Here is a 15755-nt window from a genome sequence, read left to right as displayed (position 1 = left end):
TTCGAAGTTCGGTGTTCTTCATTTGAAATGCTAAGGTTGAAAAATTTGAATATTCTAGATCTAGGAAAGGAGTGTATTTTACCTTTCGATGTGCAGAGCATAGGAGTTCAAAACTATTCATTGAAATTTCAAAAAAGTATCCTTTCCCAAATCACTTCTGACGTTCTTCAACTCTAGTAAATCGTATTTCCCGTTTCGCACTTCCCCATGGCTAAAATAAAAACCACCTTCTTCTGTCAAAACTGCGGCGCACAAAGTCCAAAATGGCTGGGTAAATGTCCTGCCTGCGGTGAATGGAATACCTATGTGGAAGAAATCGTGCAAAAAGAAGAATCGGGCAAGGGGACTTGGAAAACTCCCTCATCAGGCACTAAAAAAGCCAGCGTTCCGAAGAAAATTCAGGAGGTCAACTACGAAGAACAGCCACGATATGTCACTGGAGATGATGAATTGGATCGAGTGCTGGGGGGAGGAATTGTACCGGGCTCGTTGGTCCTGATCGGTGGAGAACCTGGAATTGGCAAGTCCACCTTGATGCTTCAGATCGCATTGATCCTGAAAAACAAAAAAATCCTCTACGTATCTGGAGAAGAATCTGAGGCACAGATCAAAATGCGAGCAGACCGAATGACCGCAAAGAATCCTGAATGCTACGTGCTGTCCGAGACTAATACTCAGCATATTTTCCAACAAATCGACGCCCTCAAGCCTGATTTGCTCGTGATAGATTCCATCCAAACCCTGACTTCACAGTATGTAGAATCAGCTGCAGGCTCAGTCTCTCAAGTGCGGGAGTGCACGGCCGAACTCATGAAGTTCGCCAAGGAGACGGGAACGCCTGTTTTCCTGATTGGTCATATTACCAAAGACGGATCCATCGCAGGACCAAAAGTCCTTGAGCATATGGTGGATACTGTGTTGCAGTTTGAAGGAGATCGGCACATGAGCTATAGAATACTGCGAACATCCAAAAACCGTTTTGGATCCACCCACGAACTTGGGATATACGAGATGCGGGTGGAAGGACTTCGCCCAGTTGCTAATCCTTCTGAAATCTTATTGACACAGCGAGAGGAAGTACTCAACGGCGTGGCTATCGGCGCCATGATGGAGGGAAACCGTCCCCTACTGATCGAAATCCAATCACTCGTCAGCCCAGCAACTTACGGTACACCTCAGCGAAGTAGCACTGGTCATGATGCCAAGCGATTGAATATGCTACTGGCTGTGCTAGAAAAGCGTGGCGGAATGAGACTTGGGCAGCAGGATGTATTCTTGAATGTGGCGGGAGGACTGCGAGTGGATGATCCAGCCTTGGATTTGGCGGTCTGTGCGTCCTTGATTTCCAGCTATGAAGACACCCCGGTTTCTGAGCAGATTTGCTTTGCTGCCGAAGTGGGTTTGGGAGGAGAAATACGTGCAGTTCACCGCATTGAAAACCGGATCGCTGAAGCGGAAAAACTAGGTTTCAAAAAGATCATTGTCTCCAAATATGCAGTGAAAGGCCTAGATCTAACCAAGTACAAAATCGAAATAATGGCCGTGAGTAAGTTGGAAGAGGTGTATCAGAAAATTTTTTAGAGGGAAATTACCGGAGTTTTTTTAAGGTTGTTTATGACATGAACTCGTTTGCAAGCGTCTTCTGATATCCGAATGAGCTATGGGAAATTAGGTTGCGATCCCTGCCTACCTCACTACTATGGAAAAACAAAACTAGAATTTGGCCATAGTGGCATTCCCTCAGATCACCCTGGTCTTGGTTGGTACACAGCAAAAGGCAAAAAGATCAGGTACTGCTGCCGTTTAAGAATGGCTAGACATTCAGCAGATTTAATCTATAGGAAAAGTAGAGATTTATTTTTTTGACTCCCAAAATAGAGGAGATTTTAGAATTTCCTTGTTACATTAGACTTTGAACTCATTGTTTTTCAATAGCATCAACCCAAACCTACTATGAAAAAGTCCTATACTAGAAACACCACTAAGATCAAACCTAGTCTGAAGCAAGGCGTTGCGATTTCAGGGACTTTCACCGTCCCAAAACCTGCAAAAAATGCTAAAAACCAACTTTAAATCACTTCTAGGATTCAGCCTTTGTGCTTTACTAGTTTCCTGTTCCAACTCAACAGACTCCAATAACACCGTTACGTTGCTTGATCGAATTCCTACTGAAAAAAGTAATGAATTTTATGTCAGCAATCGGGCTCCTTTGGCTCCCAGTGCGCTGATCAAGCTACCGGTAGGAGCAGTAAAGCCCGAGGGATTTTTGAAGGAGTATCTTATCCGTCAGAAAAATGGTCTAACCGGAAATCTGGGTGAGATCTCCGCCTGGCTACAAAAAGACAACAATGCCTGGCTTTCCAAGGATGGCACAGGCGAATGGGGCTGGGAAGAAGTCCCTTATTGGCTGAAGGGCTATGCCAACATCGGCTATATCATGGAAGATCAGGCCATGATCGATGAGGCGATGATCTGGATCGAAAGCGTGCTCAATAGTCAGCGTGAAAATGGAGACTTTGGACCGAAAATCATGGATAGAGATCATCCTGATTTTTGGGCAAAAATGATCATGCTGTATTGCCTGCAATCGTATTATGAGCATTCCCAAGATGAACGTGTCATCAACTTGATGACTAATTATTTCAAATATGAGCTGACTGTACCAGATGAGGAATTTCTGGAAGGTTACTGGCAGAGGCTGCGGGGAGGAGACAATCTTCATAGTGTCTTCTGGCTTTACAATCGTACAGGAGATGAGTTTTTGCTAGAATTGGCAGAGAAAATTCATCTGAATACCTCTAATTGGACCGGTAGGGATTTGCCTATTGAGCAGGTGAAAAATTACTATGTAGTTCGAGATGGCGGAGAGGTTCCAGATTGGTATCGTGATCAGGTAGATTGGCACAATGTCAACCACGCGCAAGCTTTTCGAGAGCCAGCTCAATATTATTTGCTCTCAAAAAACGAGGATGATCTAAAGGCCACCTATGAAAATTTTGAAATCATCCGAGAGCACTTCGGCCAAGTTCCTGGGGGTATGTTCGGTTCGGATGAAAATGCTCGTCCGGGATATGCAGATCCACGCCAAGGAATAGAAACATGCGGAATAGTAGAACAGATGAACTCAGACGAGCATTTGTTACGAATCACCGGGGATCCATTCTGGGCAGATCATGCAGAGGAAGTTGCCTTCAATACCTATCCAGCAGCTGTGATGCCGGATTTCAAATCACTGCATTACATTACATCTCCAAATATGGTATTGCTGGATGCAGAGAATCATTCGCCAGGCATCGCCAATTCAGGGCCTTTCCTGATGATGAATCCTTTTTCATCCCGCTGTTGCCAGCACAATCACTCACAAGGATGGCCGTATTTCATCGAAAATCTCTGGATGGCTACTCCTGACAACGGCGTGGTGGCGGCGATGTATGGAGCGAGTAAAGTAGAATTAAAAGTCGGAGACGGCACACTCGTGCAGATAGAAGAAACTACCAATTACCCCTTCGAGGAGGAAATTAAGTTTGCAATCAGCACGGAAAAAAACGTAGATTTTCCATTATACCTACGCATTCCGGCTTGGGCAAAAGGAGCTTCAATAGCTGTAAATGGAGTAATTGTAAAAGACAATATCTCTGGAATAGGCTATGCCAAGATCAGCAGAACATGGGCTAGAGGAGATGAAATTGTCTTGACGCTACCGATGGAAATACAGACTAAGACTTGGGAGAAAAACAGCAACAGTATAAGTGTGAGTCGAGGTCCGCTCACTTATTCGTTGAAGATCCGAGAAAAATATCTCAAGAAAGACTCTGACCAAACTGCTCAATGGGATTCCAAATGGCAAAAAGGCGCAGATACGAAGAAGTGGCCTTCATGGGAAATCCATCCAGTGACCGATTGGAACTACAGTTTGGTGGTGGATGAAAATGATCCTGCCTCTTCCTTTGAAGTAATAGAAGGGAAATGGCCAGCCTCGAATTTCCCTTTTACGCTAGAGGAAGTTCCGATCAAAATCGTAGCCAAGGCGCGACAGATCCCTGCATGGCAGCTTGACCAGTATGGTTTGGTGGGTGAATTGAAAGACCTGCCGAAAACTTCCGATCAGCCAATAGTTGACGTGACCTTAGTACCTATGGGTGCTGCCAGACTGAGAATTACAGCTTTTCCTCAACTCACCAAAGAAACAAATTAAAAGCCTCTACCTATGAAAAACGTTCTTCTTTTTGGCGCATGCCTGCTTTTTGCGCAGCAGCTAGCGATAGCCCAAACAAGCTCATACAAGCCCGTGGAAGGGAAAATCATGACCGAATGGGCGATTCAGGTAACTCCTGAAAATGTCCATCAGGAATATCCAAGACCGCAGATGACTCGTGAAAACTGGGTGAATATAAACGGACTCTGGGACTATGCGATCAAGCCAAAAGGTCAGGCAATTCCTACTGATTTTGATGGAAAAATTCTGGTGCCTTTTGCTGTAGAATCAGCACTTTCTGGAGTAGGGAAAACTGTAGGTAAGGACAATGAATTGTGGTACAACACGACTTTTTCCACTCCAAAGAAAACGAATAAAGACCGTGTACTACTTCACTTTGGTGCATCTGATTGGGAAACGGAGGTTTTTGTAAATGGGAAAAGCATAGGGATTCATCAGGGCGGCTATGATCCTTTTGAATTCGATATCACTTCCCAACTTGCCAGCAAAACCAATTCACTTCAAGTTCGTGTCTGGGACCCTTCCGATGATGGCCCTCAGCCAAGGGGCAAGCAAATCAAAAATCCTCATTCGATTTGGTACACGCCTGTTACTGGTATTTGGCAGACTGTCTGGCTGGAAACTGTACCGGATACGTACATCTCTGGCTTAAGAAATTCCTCAAATATCGAGCGTAATCAGATCCTGGTAACTCCTGAGGTCACTGGACTAGCAGATGGTCAGCAGGTCAAAGTATCCGCTTGGAAGGACGGCAGGATGCTCGCTGAGCAAACTGTCTCTGCATCTGAAACGGCTAAGTTGATGATCAAAGATGCCGAGCTTTGGGCTCCTGGAAATCCAGTGCTATATGATCTGAAAGTAGAATTGCTTGATGGAAATAAAGTAGTGGATGCTGTGGGGAGTTATGCGGCACTACGAGAAATCAGCATGGTTCCTGACGACAATGGAATTCAACGTATGATGCTGAATGGCGAGTTTTTGTTTCAATACGGACCCTTAGATCAAGGCTGGTGGCCTGATGGATTATATACCGCTCCGAGTCATCAGGCGTTGGTTTTTGACATCCAAAAAACCCAGGACATGGGATTCAATATGATCAGAAAGCATGTGAAAGTAGAGCCTGCCACTTGGTATCATGCCTGTGATAAGATGGGAATGCTGGTATGGCAGGATATGCCGAGTGGAGACATGGGCAACGGCTGGGAGATGAAAGTTGGGGTGCTGGGAAGCGGGACAGATCGTGATAGAACTCCAGAATCAGAGGCGATCTTCAAAGAGGAATGGAAAGAGATTATGGATGATTTTTACAATTTCCCATCCATAGTAGTTTGGGTACCTTTCAATGAGGCTTGGGGTCAATTTAAGACCAAGGAAATCTCTGCTTGGACTAAGAACCATGATCCCTCAAGATTGGTAAATAGTGCCAGTGGTGGGAATTTCGAAATGGAAGGAACAAAAATCGCCGGCGATATAATCGATTTGCACAATTATCCTGATGCGAAAATGCCCGATCCAGGCATTTTTGGTAAGGACAATATTTTGGTCTTAGGCGAGTATGGAGGATTAGGCCTTCCCGTGGATGGTCACGTCTGGCAGCAAAAAGACAATTGGGGTTATCAGAGCTTTAAAAACCAGGATGAATTGTATGCTCGCTACGCCGGGCTGATTGAGCATTTGGGTAGATTGATAGATGCTGGACTCTCTGCTGCAGTATATACCCAGACCACCGATGTGGAAATAGAGACCAATGGCCTGATGACCTATGATCGAAAAGTGATCAAATTCGATGTCTCAAAGATGAAGAGCTTACATTCCACTCTTTATAAAAAATGAGCGCTATGATAAATCACTTCTATAAAGCAGCAGGTGCGATAGTTTTGGGAGTTTTCCTAGTAAGCTGCGAGCCCAAATCAAAGGAATCTGTAGAAGAACCTGAGCAAGAGCAAGTCTTTGGTACAACTTTTCAAAACCAAAAAGTGGAAACATACGAGATTAAGAATGCCAACGGAATGAATATGAAAGTCACCAATTTCGGTGCACGCGTGACTCATCTTTGGGTTCCGGACAAAGATGGAAATCTGGTAGATGTGGTACTCGGATTTGAAACTTTGGATGGCTATCTAGCAAGCGGTGAGAAATACTTTGGCGCAGCCATAGGTCGCTATGGCAATAGAATTGCCAATGGAAAATTCACGCTTAATGGTGAGGAATATACTTTGCCTCAAAATAATAACGGACAGACCCTTCATGGAGGACCTGGAGGAATGGATTATGTGATTTGGGATGTAGAAAAGTCTGGAGAAAATGGACTGATCTTCAGCTATACGTCTCCAGATGGAGAAGAGGGCTTCCCGGGCGAACTGAAAGTGAAGATGATCTACACACTCACGGATGACAATGAATTCAAAGTCACTTATGAAGCTGAAACGAACAAAGCCACTCCTGTTAACCTAACCCACCATTCATTTTTCAACCTAAATGGCGCTGGAAATGGAACTGTGCTGAATCATACTCTTCAGCTAAATGCCGACAAGTACACTCCGGTGAATGAGGTGCTGATCCCGACGGGAGAAGTTGCATCAGTGAATGGCACTCCTTTCGACTTCACCAACGCGACCAAAATCGGTGAACGGATAGATCAGGAAAATGAGCAGTTGAAATTCGGAGGTGGATATGACCACAACTGGGTGCTGAACAAAACAGGGAATGACCTGACTCAGGCAGCGGTGATCTCCTCACCACAGACTGGAATCGAAATGGAAGTGTGGACCACTGAGCCTGCGATTCAGTTCTACAGTGGCAACTTCTTGGATGGTTCGATCACTGGAAAAGGTGAAAAAGTCTATGAGTTAAGGTCAGCCTTTTGTCTAGAAACTCAGCATTATCCAGATTCTCCGAATCAACCGAATTTCCCTTCTACGATTCTAGAGCCGGGCGAAAAATACGAACAGACTTGTATCTATAAGTTTGGGACAAAGTAAAAATGAATAGCCATCCTGAGCAATCGGGATGGCTTATTTATAGCGTGAAGGAGATGAAGAAAGGACTGTGCAGTGTGTTCTGCGATTGATTAGAGATGGTTTCTCTCAGTTTATTTCTTCTTAAGTTTAATTTTATTCAATAATTTACTCTTTTTCACCCACCACATACTCATACACTATCTTCGATATTTCAGCTAATTGCTCGGTGCCTTTGTCGAAATCTACCAGATTTTTGGATAGCAAAACTAGCACATAAGAACGTCCATCGGGTAGATATACGATTCCAGCATCATGATGAACTCCAGTGATGGAACCCGTTTTATGCGCCACTTGTACGTCCTTGGGCAGGAAGAAAGGGATAATTTCGTTGTATTGTTGATCGTGCATAATAGCGATCATCTGCTTGCAATCGGCTTCAGTTCCCGCTTCATTTTCAGCAACCGACTTCATGATCATCAGAAGGTCTTTCGCAGTAGTTGAATTACTCAGTCCCAAATCATACGCTTTTTGATCCTCCACTCCTCTCAGCACCTGGATTTTGTCAGCATTCAGCTCACGCATGGTAGCTGTTACATTTTTTGCGCCCACGAGTTCAATCAGAACATTCGTAGCCAAGTTACTGCTCACCGTAATCATTGAATACATCAGGTCCTTTAGCGCAACTGCAGTTCCGATCTTGCCATAGCTGTCATCATCACTATCTATACTAATATCCATACTGTACAAGCTGCTATCGACTATGCTACGAAATTCATTTTTCAGCAGAATTGAATCACTTAGGTTAAGTTTTCCCTGATTTTGCTGCTTGAAAAGCTCAACCATCACTGGGACTTTCATGGTGCTTGCTGCATGGAATTCCTCGTCGGCATTGATCATCAAACTATCGCTTGGGTCAGACAAATTGATAAAAGCTACAGCAACATCCCCCTGAATAGAATCAAGTTGAGCTTGTATGGAGGTTTGAAATGCTTCGAATTTGGAGACTTTTTGCTGGCAGGAGAAAATAAAGCTAAGTACGAAAAGTGAAAGTGTAAACTTAGAGAGTAAAGAGGTCATAGAGAGAAATTCAGTTTTCAGAATTATTTTGACATAAGCACACAAGTTAATTGCTTTTTTTTGCCCTGAAAATCAGAAATTCCAATCATTCCTCACCATTTTTAGGACATTCAATTATACAAGCATCTCACAAAATGAAATTAAACTATCCTTTTTTCTTAACCCTTACATGGATATGCATGCTTTGCCTACCAGCTCAGGCGAGTGTGGATACGGTCGCTACTTTTAGTCGAGCTATGCAAAAGGAGATCAAAGCGGTGGTCATTACTCCTGAAGATTACACCCAATCAAAAGATTACCCTGTCGTTTATCTGCTTCATGGATACTCAGGCAACTACAAGAATTGGATAGAAAAAGTCCCTCAATTAGAAGCTTATGCCGACCAATACGACATGATCATCGTCACGCCTGATGGGAATTTTGGAAGCTGGTATTGGGATAGTCCGGAAGTGGAGGACTCAAAGTATGAAACTTACGTGGGAAGCGAATTGGTAGAATTTATTGACCAGAAATACAGTACGATTGCCGGTCGCGAAGGAAGAGCAATCACTGGATTGAGCATGGGTGGACATGGAGCTCTGTATTTGGCTTTTCGTCATCAGGAGACTTTCGGGGCAGCAGGGAGCCTCAGTGGAGGAGTGGATATTGGACCTTTTCCAGAAAACTGGGAGATCAAAAAATACCTTGGCACAAAAAGCGAAAATCCAGCCCGCTGGGAAGAATACGCTGTGATGTACCAAAGTAATCGTCTGATTCCAAACAAACAGAAAGTGATCATCAGCTGCGGTACAGAAGATTTTTTCTACCAAGTCAATCTGAAGCTTCACGAAAAACTGACCTACAACGCTATACCTCATACATTTATCACAGGTCCTGGAGCACATAACTGGGAATATTGGGCAGATGCTGTGCAGTATCAGTTGCTGTTTTTTCATAATTATTTTGAAGTAGAAGGTTACTAGCAAAATTCTAATTCCTTCGATCATTTCGATTACTCTATCCAAATAGCAGCCGGAAGAGGCTGAAGCATTTCTCTTTAAAATTCCCCCATCATGTTAAACCGTCGAGATTTTATCAAGCAAACAGGACTAGCCGTTTCAGCTGCCAGTTTTGGACTTTCAAGTTTCAATTTCCCAAAAACAAAAAAATACAAAATGGGCCTTCAGCTTTTCACCATTCGTACGCCAATGGCTGAGGATCCAAGAAAATCGCTAGAAACCATTGCAGGTTTTGGGTATCAGGACACGGAAACTTATGGCTATGATGGCTTAAAAAAGCACTTCTATGGTATGCCCGCTACCGATTTTAAGAAAGTCCTGGAAGACAACTCCTTAGAAAGCACGAGCGGTCATTACGATTTCATCAAATACTTCAATGGCCCAACCGAAGACCTGTTACGCTACACCGACCAAAGCATAGAAGGAGCTCATGCATTAGGTCAAAAATACATCACCTGGCCATGGCTAGATCCTGAATCCCGCTCGATTGAAAAATTTAAAATCCTAGCTGAGCAATTGAATCTGATCGGGGAGCGCGTGACTAAAGCAGGACTCGGCTTTGCCTATCACAACCACGATTTTGAATTTATAGATCACAAGGGTGAGAGTGGTTATGATATTATTTTGCAAAACACAGAAGTAGCGCTAGTCAAACTTCAAATCGATCTCTATTGGATCGCTCATAGTTCTCCCTATACAGCCCACGAGCTTTTTCTCAAATCCCCTGGCCGTTTTGTGATGTGGCACATCAAGGACATGGACAAGGTCAGTAGAGACTATACCGAGATGGGTAATGGCTCGATCGATTATTCTAAAATCCTTCCCGATGCTTCCCTTTCAGGTATGGAATATTACTACCTTGAGCAAGGGGGCAATTTTGCGCACGATCCTATTCAGAGTGTGAAAGAAAGTGCTGAATACTTCAAAAATAATTTGATCAATCTATTTGCCTAACGATTGCTTTCGCTGTGGTATTCTATCAGTTATTTTTCATGAGCATAATTTGTCTAAAGCCCCACTAATCCATAAACGGTGCGGAAATCAGAGTTGTAACCAATAATTTTAAAATCAAATAAACCATCTATAGTCTCAAACATGCCCTTACTTAAATTTTAAGCGAGGAATAAAACTTGTGAGATGGCCTGTACACCATAAAAAAACCAAATATATACACATGAAAAAGAGATACTTATTAGGCATGGGTCTGATGCTACTGTTGGGTAGCAACGTCCAAGCTCAAGATGAGGTGATCGAAAAGATCATCAAAGAAGAAACAGAAAACTCCCAACTGAAGCAAATCGGGCATGAGTTGATGGACGGTATAGGCCCAAGATTGGTCGGTTCCCCTCAGATGCAGCAAGCTCATGACTGGGCTGTAGAAAAGTACAAAGGCTGGGGCATCGAAGCTCGAAATGAACAGTGGGGCGAGTGGAGAGGCTGGGAAAGAGGCATTACCCATATCGATATGGTGGCTCCTTGGACTAAATCACTAGCGGGAACTCAATTGGCTTGGAGTCCATCTTCACCTGAAGGCGGTGCCAAAGGCGAGGTAGTTACCATCCCTGATTTGGCCGATGCCGATGCTTTCGCTAAATGGCTTCCCTCAGTAAAAGGAAAATATGTAATGATCTCTGCTCCGCAGATCACCGGACGTCCTGATTACAATTGGGAGGAATTTGCTACGGAAGAATCTTTCGCCAAAATGAAAGAAGATCGCATGGCAGAAGCTAGAGCTTGGAATAATAGATTACAAAAGACAGGTAAAGGCAGAAGAGAGTTGCCTACCGCATTAGAAGATGCCGGTGCACTTGGTATTATCACTTCTTACTGGTCTCAAGGATTCGGAGCAAATAAAATTTTCTCCGCTTCCACCAAGATAGTACCTACTGTAGATCTTTCTTTGGAAGACTACGGGATGCTTTTCCGTCTGGCCGAAAACGGAACTAAGCCGATGATCCATATCAACGCTCAATCCAAAGAAAATGGAATGGTGCCTACTTTCAATACAATCGCTGAAATCAAAGGAACTGAGAAGCCTGACGAATATGTGATGCTATCTGCTCATTTTGACTCATGGGATGGCGGTACTGGTGCGACCGATAACGGTACAGGTACTATCATGATGATGGAAGTGATGAGAGTTTTGAAAAAAGTATATCCTAACCCTAAGAGAACTATTATCGTGGGACACTGGGGTTCCGAGGAGCAAGGCTTGAACGGCTCTAGAGGCTACGTAGAAGATCACCCTGAAATGATGCCTAAGATCCAGGCGCTTTTCAACCAAGACAACGGTACAGGACGTGTGGCAAATGTATCTGGTCAAGGTTTCGTTCACAGCTATGAATACCTAGGCAGATGGATGTCTAAAGTGCCAAGAAACATCACTAAAGACATCGAAACTACCTTCCCTGGCAATCCAGGCGGTGGCGGATCTGACTACGCTTCCTTCGTGGCAGCTGGCGTTCCAGCTTTCTCATTAAGTTCATTGAGCTGGTCTTATGGTAATTATACCTGGCACACCAACTTGGATACCTATGACAAAATTGTTTTTGACGACGTGCAAAACAACGTGATCATGGCTGCCATCATGGTATATATGGCAAGTGAGGAAGATGAAATGGTTTCTAGAGAAGTACGTGTTCCATTAGGAAGAGACGGTGAGCCTACAGAATGGCCAGCTGTTCGCTCTCCTACCAGAAAGGGTGGAGTAGAATAAGCTTTAAACCTCTAATTACTATGCTAAAAGCCACGGGATTTTACTCGTGGCTTTTTTTGTGTTTTTTACCGCAGAGGCCACTAAAGATATCGCGGCGAGCAGCAGTGAGAAATTTTTCCCTATCAGCAAAAATCACATTCGAATCTTCTACTATTAGAAACCCGATTAACGTAAATCTTAATCATGTTTGCCTAATGTGCTAATCTAACAGCAGAAGCAAAAAGGAGTTATATGATCAAATCCAACCTCCAGGCCCATACCGGAATCGTTGTGGACTTAGTGGTTAAAAACAGTATCCTACATCCTCGTTTCCTCCCCATATTAGCTCAATAGCAAAAGCCTTTGTAAATTCCAGTCAAATCCTCCGCTCATGATCCGATTTCTCGCAATCCTCCTCATAACTTTTGGCTCTTATATTTCTCATGCTTTTGCGCAGCAGAAAATCCTCAAGGAAGCCGTAGAACGAGCTAAAGGCGACGGATTCTCGGGAGTAATCTTGGTAGCAGAAAATGGAAAAGTGCTCTATAAAGAAGTCATGGGAATGCGGATTTACGAAAAGCGAATTTTACTTCACGAAGATGATATTTTCGAATTGGCATCGCTTTCTAAGCAATTCACCGCTATGATGATTATGATGTGCAAGGAAAAGGGATTGCTGGACTTTGATGATCAAGTTTCCAAGTACGTGGAAATTCCCTACCCGAAAATTACCATCAGAAATCTCCTCACACATACTAGTGGCTTGCCAGATTATCAGGCGATCATGGATGCCCATTGGGACAAGAGCAAAGTCGATGGAAATACCGAAATCCTAGAATATCTGCGAGAATATGCTCCTGTGAAATCCTTCGATCCTGGCGAGCAATACGAGTACAGTAACACGGGCTATGTTCTGTTGGCAAGCATTGTAGAGAAAGCCACCGGAAAAGACTTCGTTGAGCTCATGCGTGAATGGATTTTTCAGCCTCTTAAAATGAAAAGCACGGATATTCGATCTCTGGAAGAAAAAGCTAAAGTGCAGACTTTTGCCGCAGGCCATCTCAAAGACGAAAATGGAAACTTTGTCAATGCAAACACCTTCCACTCATCGGATTACACCGTTTGGCTGGGAGAAAGAAAAGGTCCGGGAAGAGTCAGCAGCAATGCCGCAGATTTATTGAAATGGGATCAGGCATTGAATACCGAGAAGCTAGTTTCTAAAGAAACTATGGAGGAGGCGTTTACTCCATTCAGGTTGAATAATGAGCGACGAAGCTATTATGGCTTTGGCTGGGAGATCGAACCCAAAAGTCCCTTCGGAAAAATGGTGATGCACACAGGTGACAATCCCGGGTACAAAACCATCATCGTACGATTCATAGAAGAAGACAAAACGATTATAATTCTGAACAACAATGCGCATCCAGACATGATGAGACTCGTGGAGGCTGCTACACTTTCTTTGGGGAAATGGTAAGGTGATTTCAAAATTGGAAAATTTCAAAATTGAAAGATTTGTAGAAATTACCACGAATAGAATTGCCTTCTGAATGACTAATCATGATGCTTTCCGGAGAATAGCATACAGATGGGTGAGCTTTTTACTTACTTTTTTCGGACGCCAAAAAGAGGATAATTTTTAATCCCCCAAAGCAGACATTCTAAAGGTACTTACGACGGGAGTTTCATGCTCCTTTGCCATGATTTCTTCAAATTTCCTGATCAAATCCGGGTGCTCCTCAGCTACATTATTTTGTTCCAAAATATCCGTTGATAGATCATACAACTCGATTTTCAGGTTATTTTCCTTGATGATATTCTGACGGATGGCTTTCCATTTTCCCATCCGAACGGCCTGCTGACCGCCAGTTTCCGGAAACTCCCAATACAAATACTCATGCTTTTCTTGCTCCTTTCCCATCAGCTCAGGCAGGAAGCTTTTTCCATCCAACTTCACAGATACAGGTTCTCCTACCAACTCAGCCAAGGTAGGGAAGATGTCATAAAAAACTGAAATATGATCAGAGGTGCTTGGCTGTATTGTACCTGGCCAGCTAATCAACATCGGAACGCGAATTCCGCCTTCGTACAGAAAACCTTTGGTTCGGCCAAAGCCATTGGTGAAAGGCGCTGAGCTTTCGAAGTAGTCAAAATCTACACCACCAGTATAGGTAGGACCATTGTCACTGGTGACGATGATTATGGTATTTTCCTCCAAACCTAGTTCAATCAATTTCGCTCGGATCTCACCGATCTGCTGATCTAGCTTCGTAATCATCGCCGCATAAGTTGCATCTGGGTATTGATTCGGAAAATAACCCTGCTTTCCATCGTAAGGCTCTTCGTCACCGAATTCAGACCTGTACGCCTGTCGATCTGCGTCTGGAATCTGCAAAGGAACATGCGGAAGCGGCGATGCATAGTAAAGGAAAAATGGCTCATCCTTATTTTCCTGTATAAAATTCATGGCCTTCTCATGCATCAAATCCGGGGCATAATCATTTTGCTCGTATTTGGCGTAGCTAGCAGGATCAGTTGGATCTGCACCTGGATCCAGTTTAGTGGTAGGAACCACCAACTCGTTATTCAACGGGATTTTTTCCTTGTTCTCCCATAGATGCATCGGGTATAGGTTATGAGCCAATCGCTGACAATTGTATCCGTAGAAATAGTCAAAACCGAGGTTATTCGGAATTCCCTCAGTGAGTGGAGCACCCAATCCCCACTTTCCTACTATCCCTGTTTTATAGCCTGCTCGCTGCAGCATTTTACTCATGGTTTCGGTATCTGCCGGCAAATTCCTCTGGCCTTCTAGGTTCGGATCAGCAGAGGCTTTGGCGTAGTCCCAGACATCGCCTCGCTCCTTCATGGCATCATTACCGCGAATGTAGGAATGTCCCATGTGCATGCCCGTAAGCAAAACCGATCGAGCAGGCGCACAAACAGGAGCACCGGAATAGTGATTGGTAAAAATCATTCCTGATTCTGACAAGGCATCAATATTCGGTGTTTTGATTTTCTTTTGACCTTGGTACCCTACCTCTCCATATCCCAAATCATCGGCAAGAATCAAGATCACATTCGGTTTAATAGGCTTTTGTTCTTCAGCCTTTTGGCAGGAAAAGATTAGGAGCAAAAGGACGAGTGATAGAATATTTCGAGTCATGTCTGAGAGATGTTACTACTTAAAACTAGAGCAATTTGACGGCTTTACTCAGCCGTTCATCCCTATTTCCTGAAATCAGGTAAAACGGGAAACCGCTTTCATTCGCCAATTGAGTATATAAATCAAGGAAATAGTTACGCATCTCCAACTCTGGATATTCTCTCAGAGGATCGGGAGTCCAGGGCAAATCTGTGTCTGTCAGCAAGATTAAATCATATTTCCTTTTAGCAAGTTGCTCCAGCACCCAAGGGTCCGTTTTTCCAAATCTGTGCTCCGACCAAATGTGGATAACTCGCAGATCTGTATCTACAAAAAGGTAGCGGTCGGCCTTCTTCGCTAGTTTGTCTTCCAGTGCAATCTGCCCTTTTCCGATTTTCACCAAATCCTCATATCGGTATTCTCTCCCTAGTTCATCGAGGTATTCCCTTGCGTACTCGGGCACCCAAGGCTCATCGAAATGATTAGCAAGATCTTCCGCTAAGGTGCTTTTCCCTGTGGATTCAGGACCTAGAATTAAGATTCGTTTTGGCATTGATAAGATTTTTTACCGCAAAGGCCACGGAGGGCAACGCGGAGGGTCACAAAGGAAAATTTTCAAGTACAATTTTGGATAGGGCTGAAAGCCCAAGATACCATAGCCCAG

The 15755-nt window shown here is 43.8% G+C and carries 11 protein-coding genes; 8 read left to right on the top strand and 3 right to left on the bottom strand.

Annotated elements, in window-relative coordinates; genetic code table 11:
• Window positions 1–207: 207 nt before the first annotated feature.
• The 4 genes from radA to ABJH64_RS08110 all read left to right on the top strand — a co-directional run bounded on the left by radA (window position 208) and on the right by ABJH64_RS08110 (window position 7197).
• A complete protein-coding gene (radA, locus tag ABJH64_RS08125; RefSeq protein ID WP_348275510.1) occupies window positions 208–1581 on the top strand; it encodes a DNA repair protein RadA in 1374 nt (457 codons plus the stop codon).
• Window positions 1582–2053: 472 nt separating this feature from the next.
• Window positions 2054–4195 carry a beta-L-arabinofuranosidase domain-containing protein gene (locus ABJH64_RS08120; RefSeq protein ID WP_348275511.1) on the top strand — a complete coding sequence of 714 codons (2142 nt, stop codon included), beginning with the start codon at window positions 2054–2056 and terminating at the stop codon, window positions 4193–4195.
• A 12-nt stretch (window positions 4196–4207) separates the two neighbouring features.
• On the top strand, window positions 4208–6049 hold the full coding sequence (locus tag ABJH64_RS08115; RefSeq protein WP_348275512.1) for a sugar-binding domain-containing protein: 1842 nt from the start codon (window positions 4208–4210) through the stop codon (window positions 6047–6049).
• Between the two features lie 5 nt (window positions 6050–6054).
• Window positions 6055–7197, top strand: a complete 1143-nt coding sequence (locus tag ABJH64_RS08110) for an aldose epimerase family protein (protein WP_348299500.1) — start codon at window positions 6055–6057, stop codon at window positions 7195–7197.
• A gap of 144 nt (window positions 7198–7341) precedes the next feature.
• Here ABJH64_RS08110 and ABJH64_RS08105 read toward each other — a convergent pair whose 3' ends face one another.
• A complete protein-coding gene (locus tag ABJH64_RS08105) occupies window positions 7342–8253 on the bottom strand; it encodes a serine hydrolase (RefSeq protein WP_348275514.1) in 912 nt (303 codons plus the stop codon).
• Window positions 8254–8387: 134 nt separating this feature from the next.
• On the opposite strand from ABJH64_RS08105, the gene ABJH64_RS08100 reads away from it, so the two are divergent.
• From ABJH64_RS08100 to ABJH64_RS08085, 4 genes are all read left to right on the top strand, one after another.
• Entirely contained in the window at window positions 8388–9215 is an 828-nt protein-coding gene (locus ABJH64_RS08100; RefSeq protein ID WP_348299501.1) for an alpha/beta hydrolase family protein, read from the top strand.
• 90 nt (window positions 9216–9305) lie between these two features.
• A complete protein-coding gene (locus ABJH64_RS08095) occupies window positions 9306–10205 on the top strand; it encodes a TIM barrel protein (RefSeq protein WP_348276201.1) in 900 nt (299 codons plus the stop codon).
• Window positions 10206–10425: 220 nt separating this feature from the next.
• Complete coding sequence (locus tag ABJH64_RS08090; RefSeq protein WP_348276202.1) at window positions 10426–11967, top strand: M20/M25/M40 family metallo-hydrolase; 1542 nt, start codon at window positions 10426–10428, stop codon at window positions 11965–11967.
• 370 nt (window positions 11968–12337) lie between these two features.
• Window positions 12338–13423 carry a serine hydrolase domain-containing protein gene (locus ABJH64_RS08085; protein WP_348276203.1) on the top strand — a complete coding sequence of 362 codons (1086 nt, stop codon included), beginning with the start codon at window positions 12338–12340 and terminating at the stop codon, window positions 13421–13423.
• 162 nt (window positions 13424–13585) lie between these two features.
• On the opposite strand, the gene ABJH64_RS08080 is transcribed toward ABJH64_RS08085, so the two are convergent.
• The gene (locus tag ABJH64_RS08080) at window positions 13586–15112 is read right to left on the bottom strand and encodes an arylsulfatase (protein WP_348276204.1); all 1527 of its coding nucleotides are present in this window, start codon (window positions 15110–15112) and stop codon (window positions 13586–13588) included.
• 25 nt (window positions 15113–15137) lie between these two features.
• A complete protein-coding gene (locus ABJH64_RS08075; RefSeq protein ID WP_348276205.1) occupies window positions 15138–15644 on the bottom strand; it encodes an ATP-binding protein in 507 nt (168 codons plus the stop codon).
• Window positions 15645–15755 lie beyond the last annotated feature (111 nt).

The organism is Algoriphagus sp., assembly GCF_039969895.1.
Classification (GTDB): domain Bacteria; phylum Bacteroidota; class Bacteroidia; order Cytophagales; family Cyclobacteriaceae; genus Algoriphagus.
This window is presented reverse-complemented; position numbering and strand designations above follow the sequence as displayed.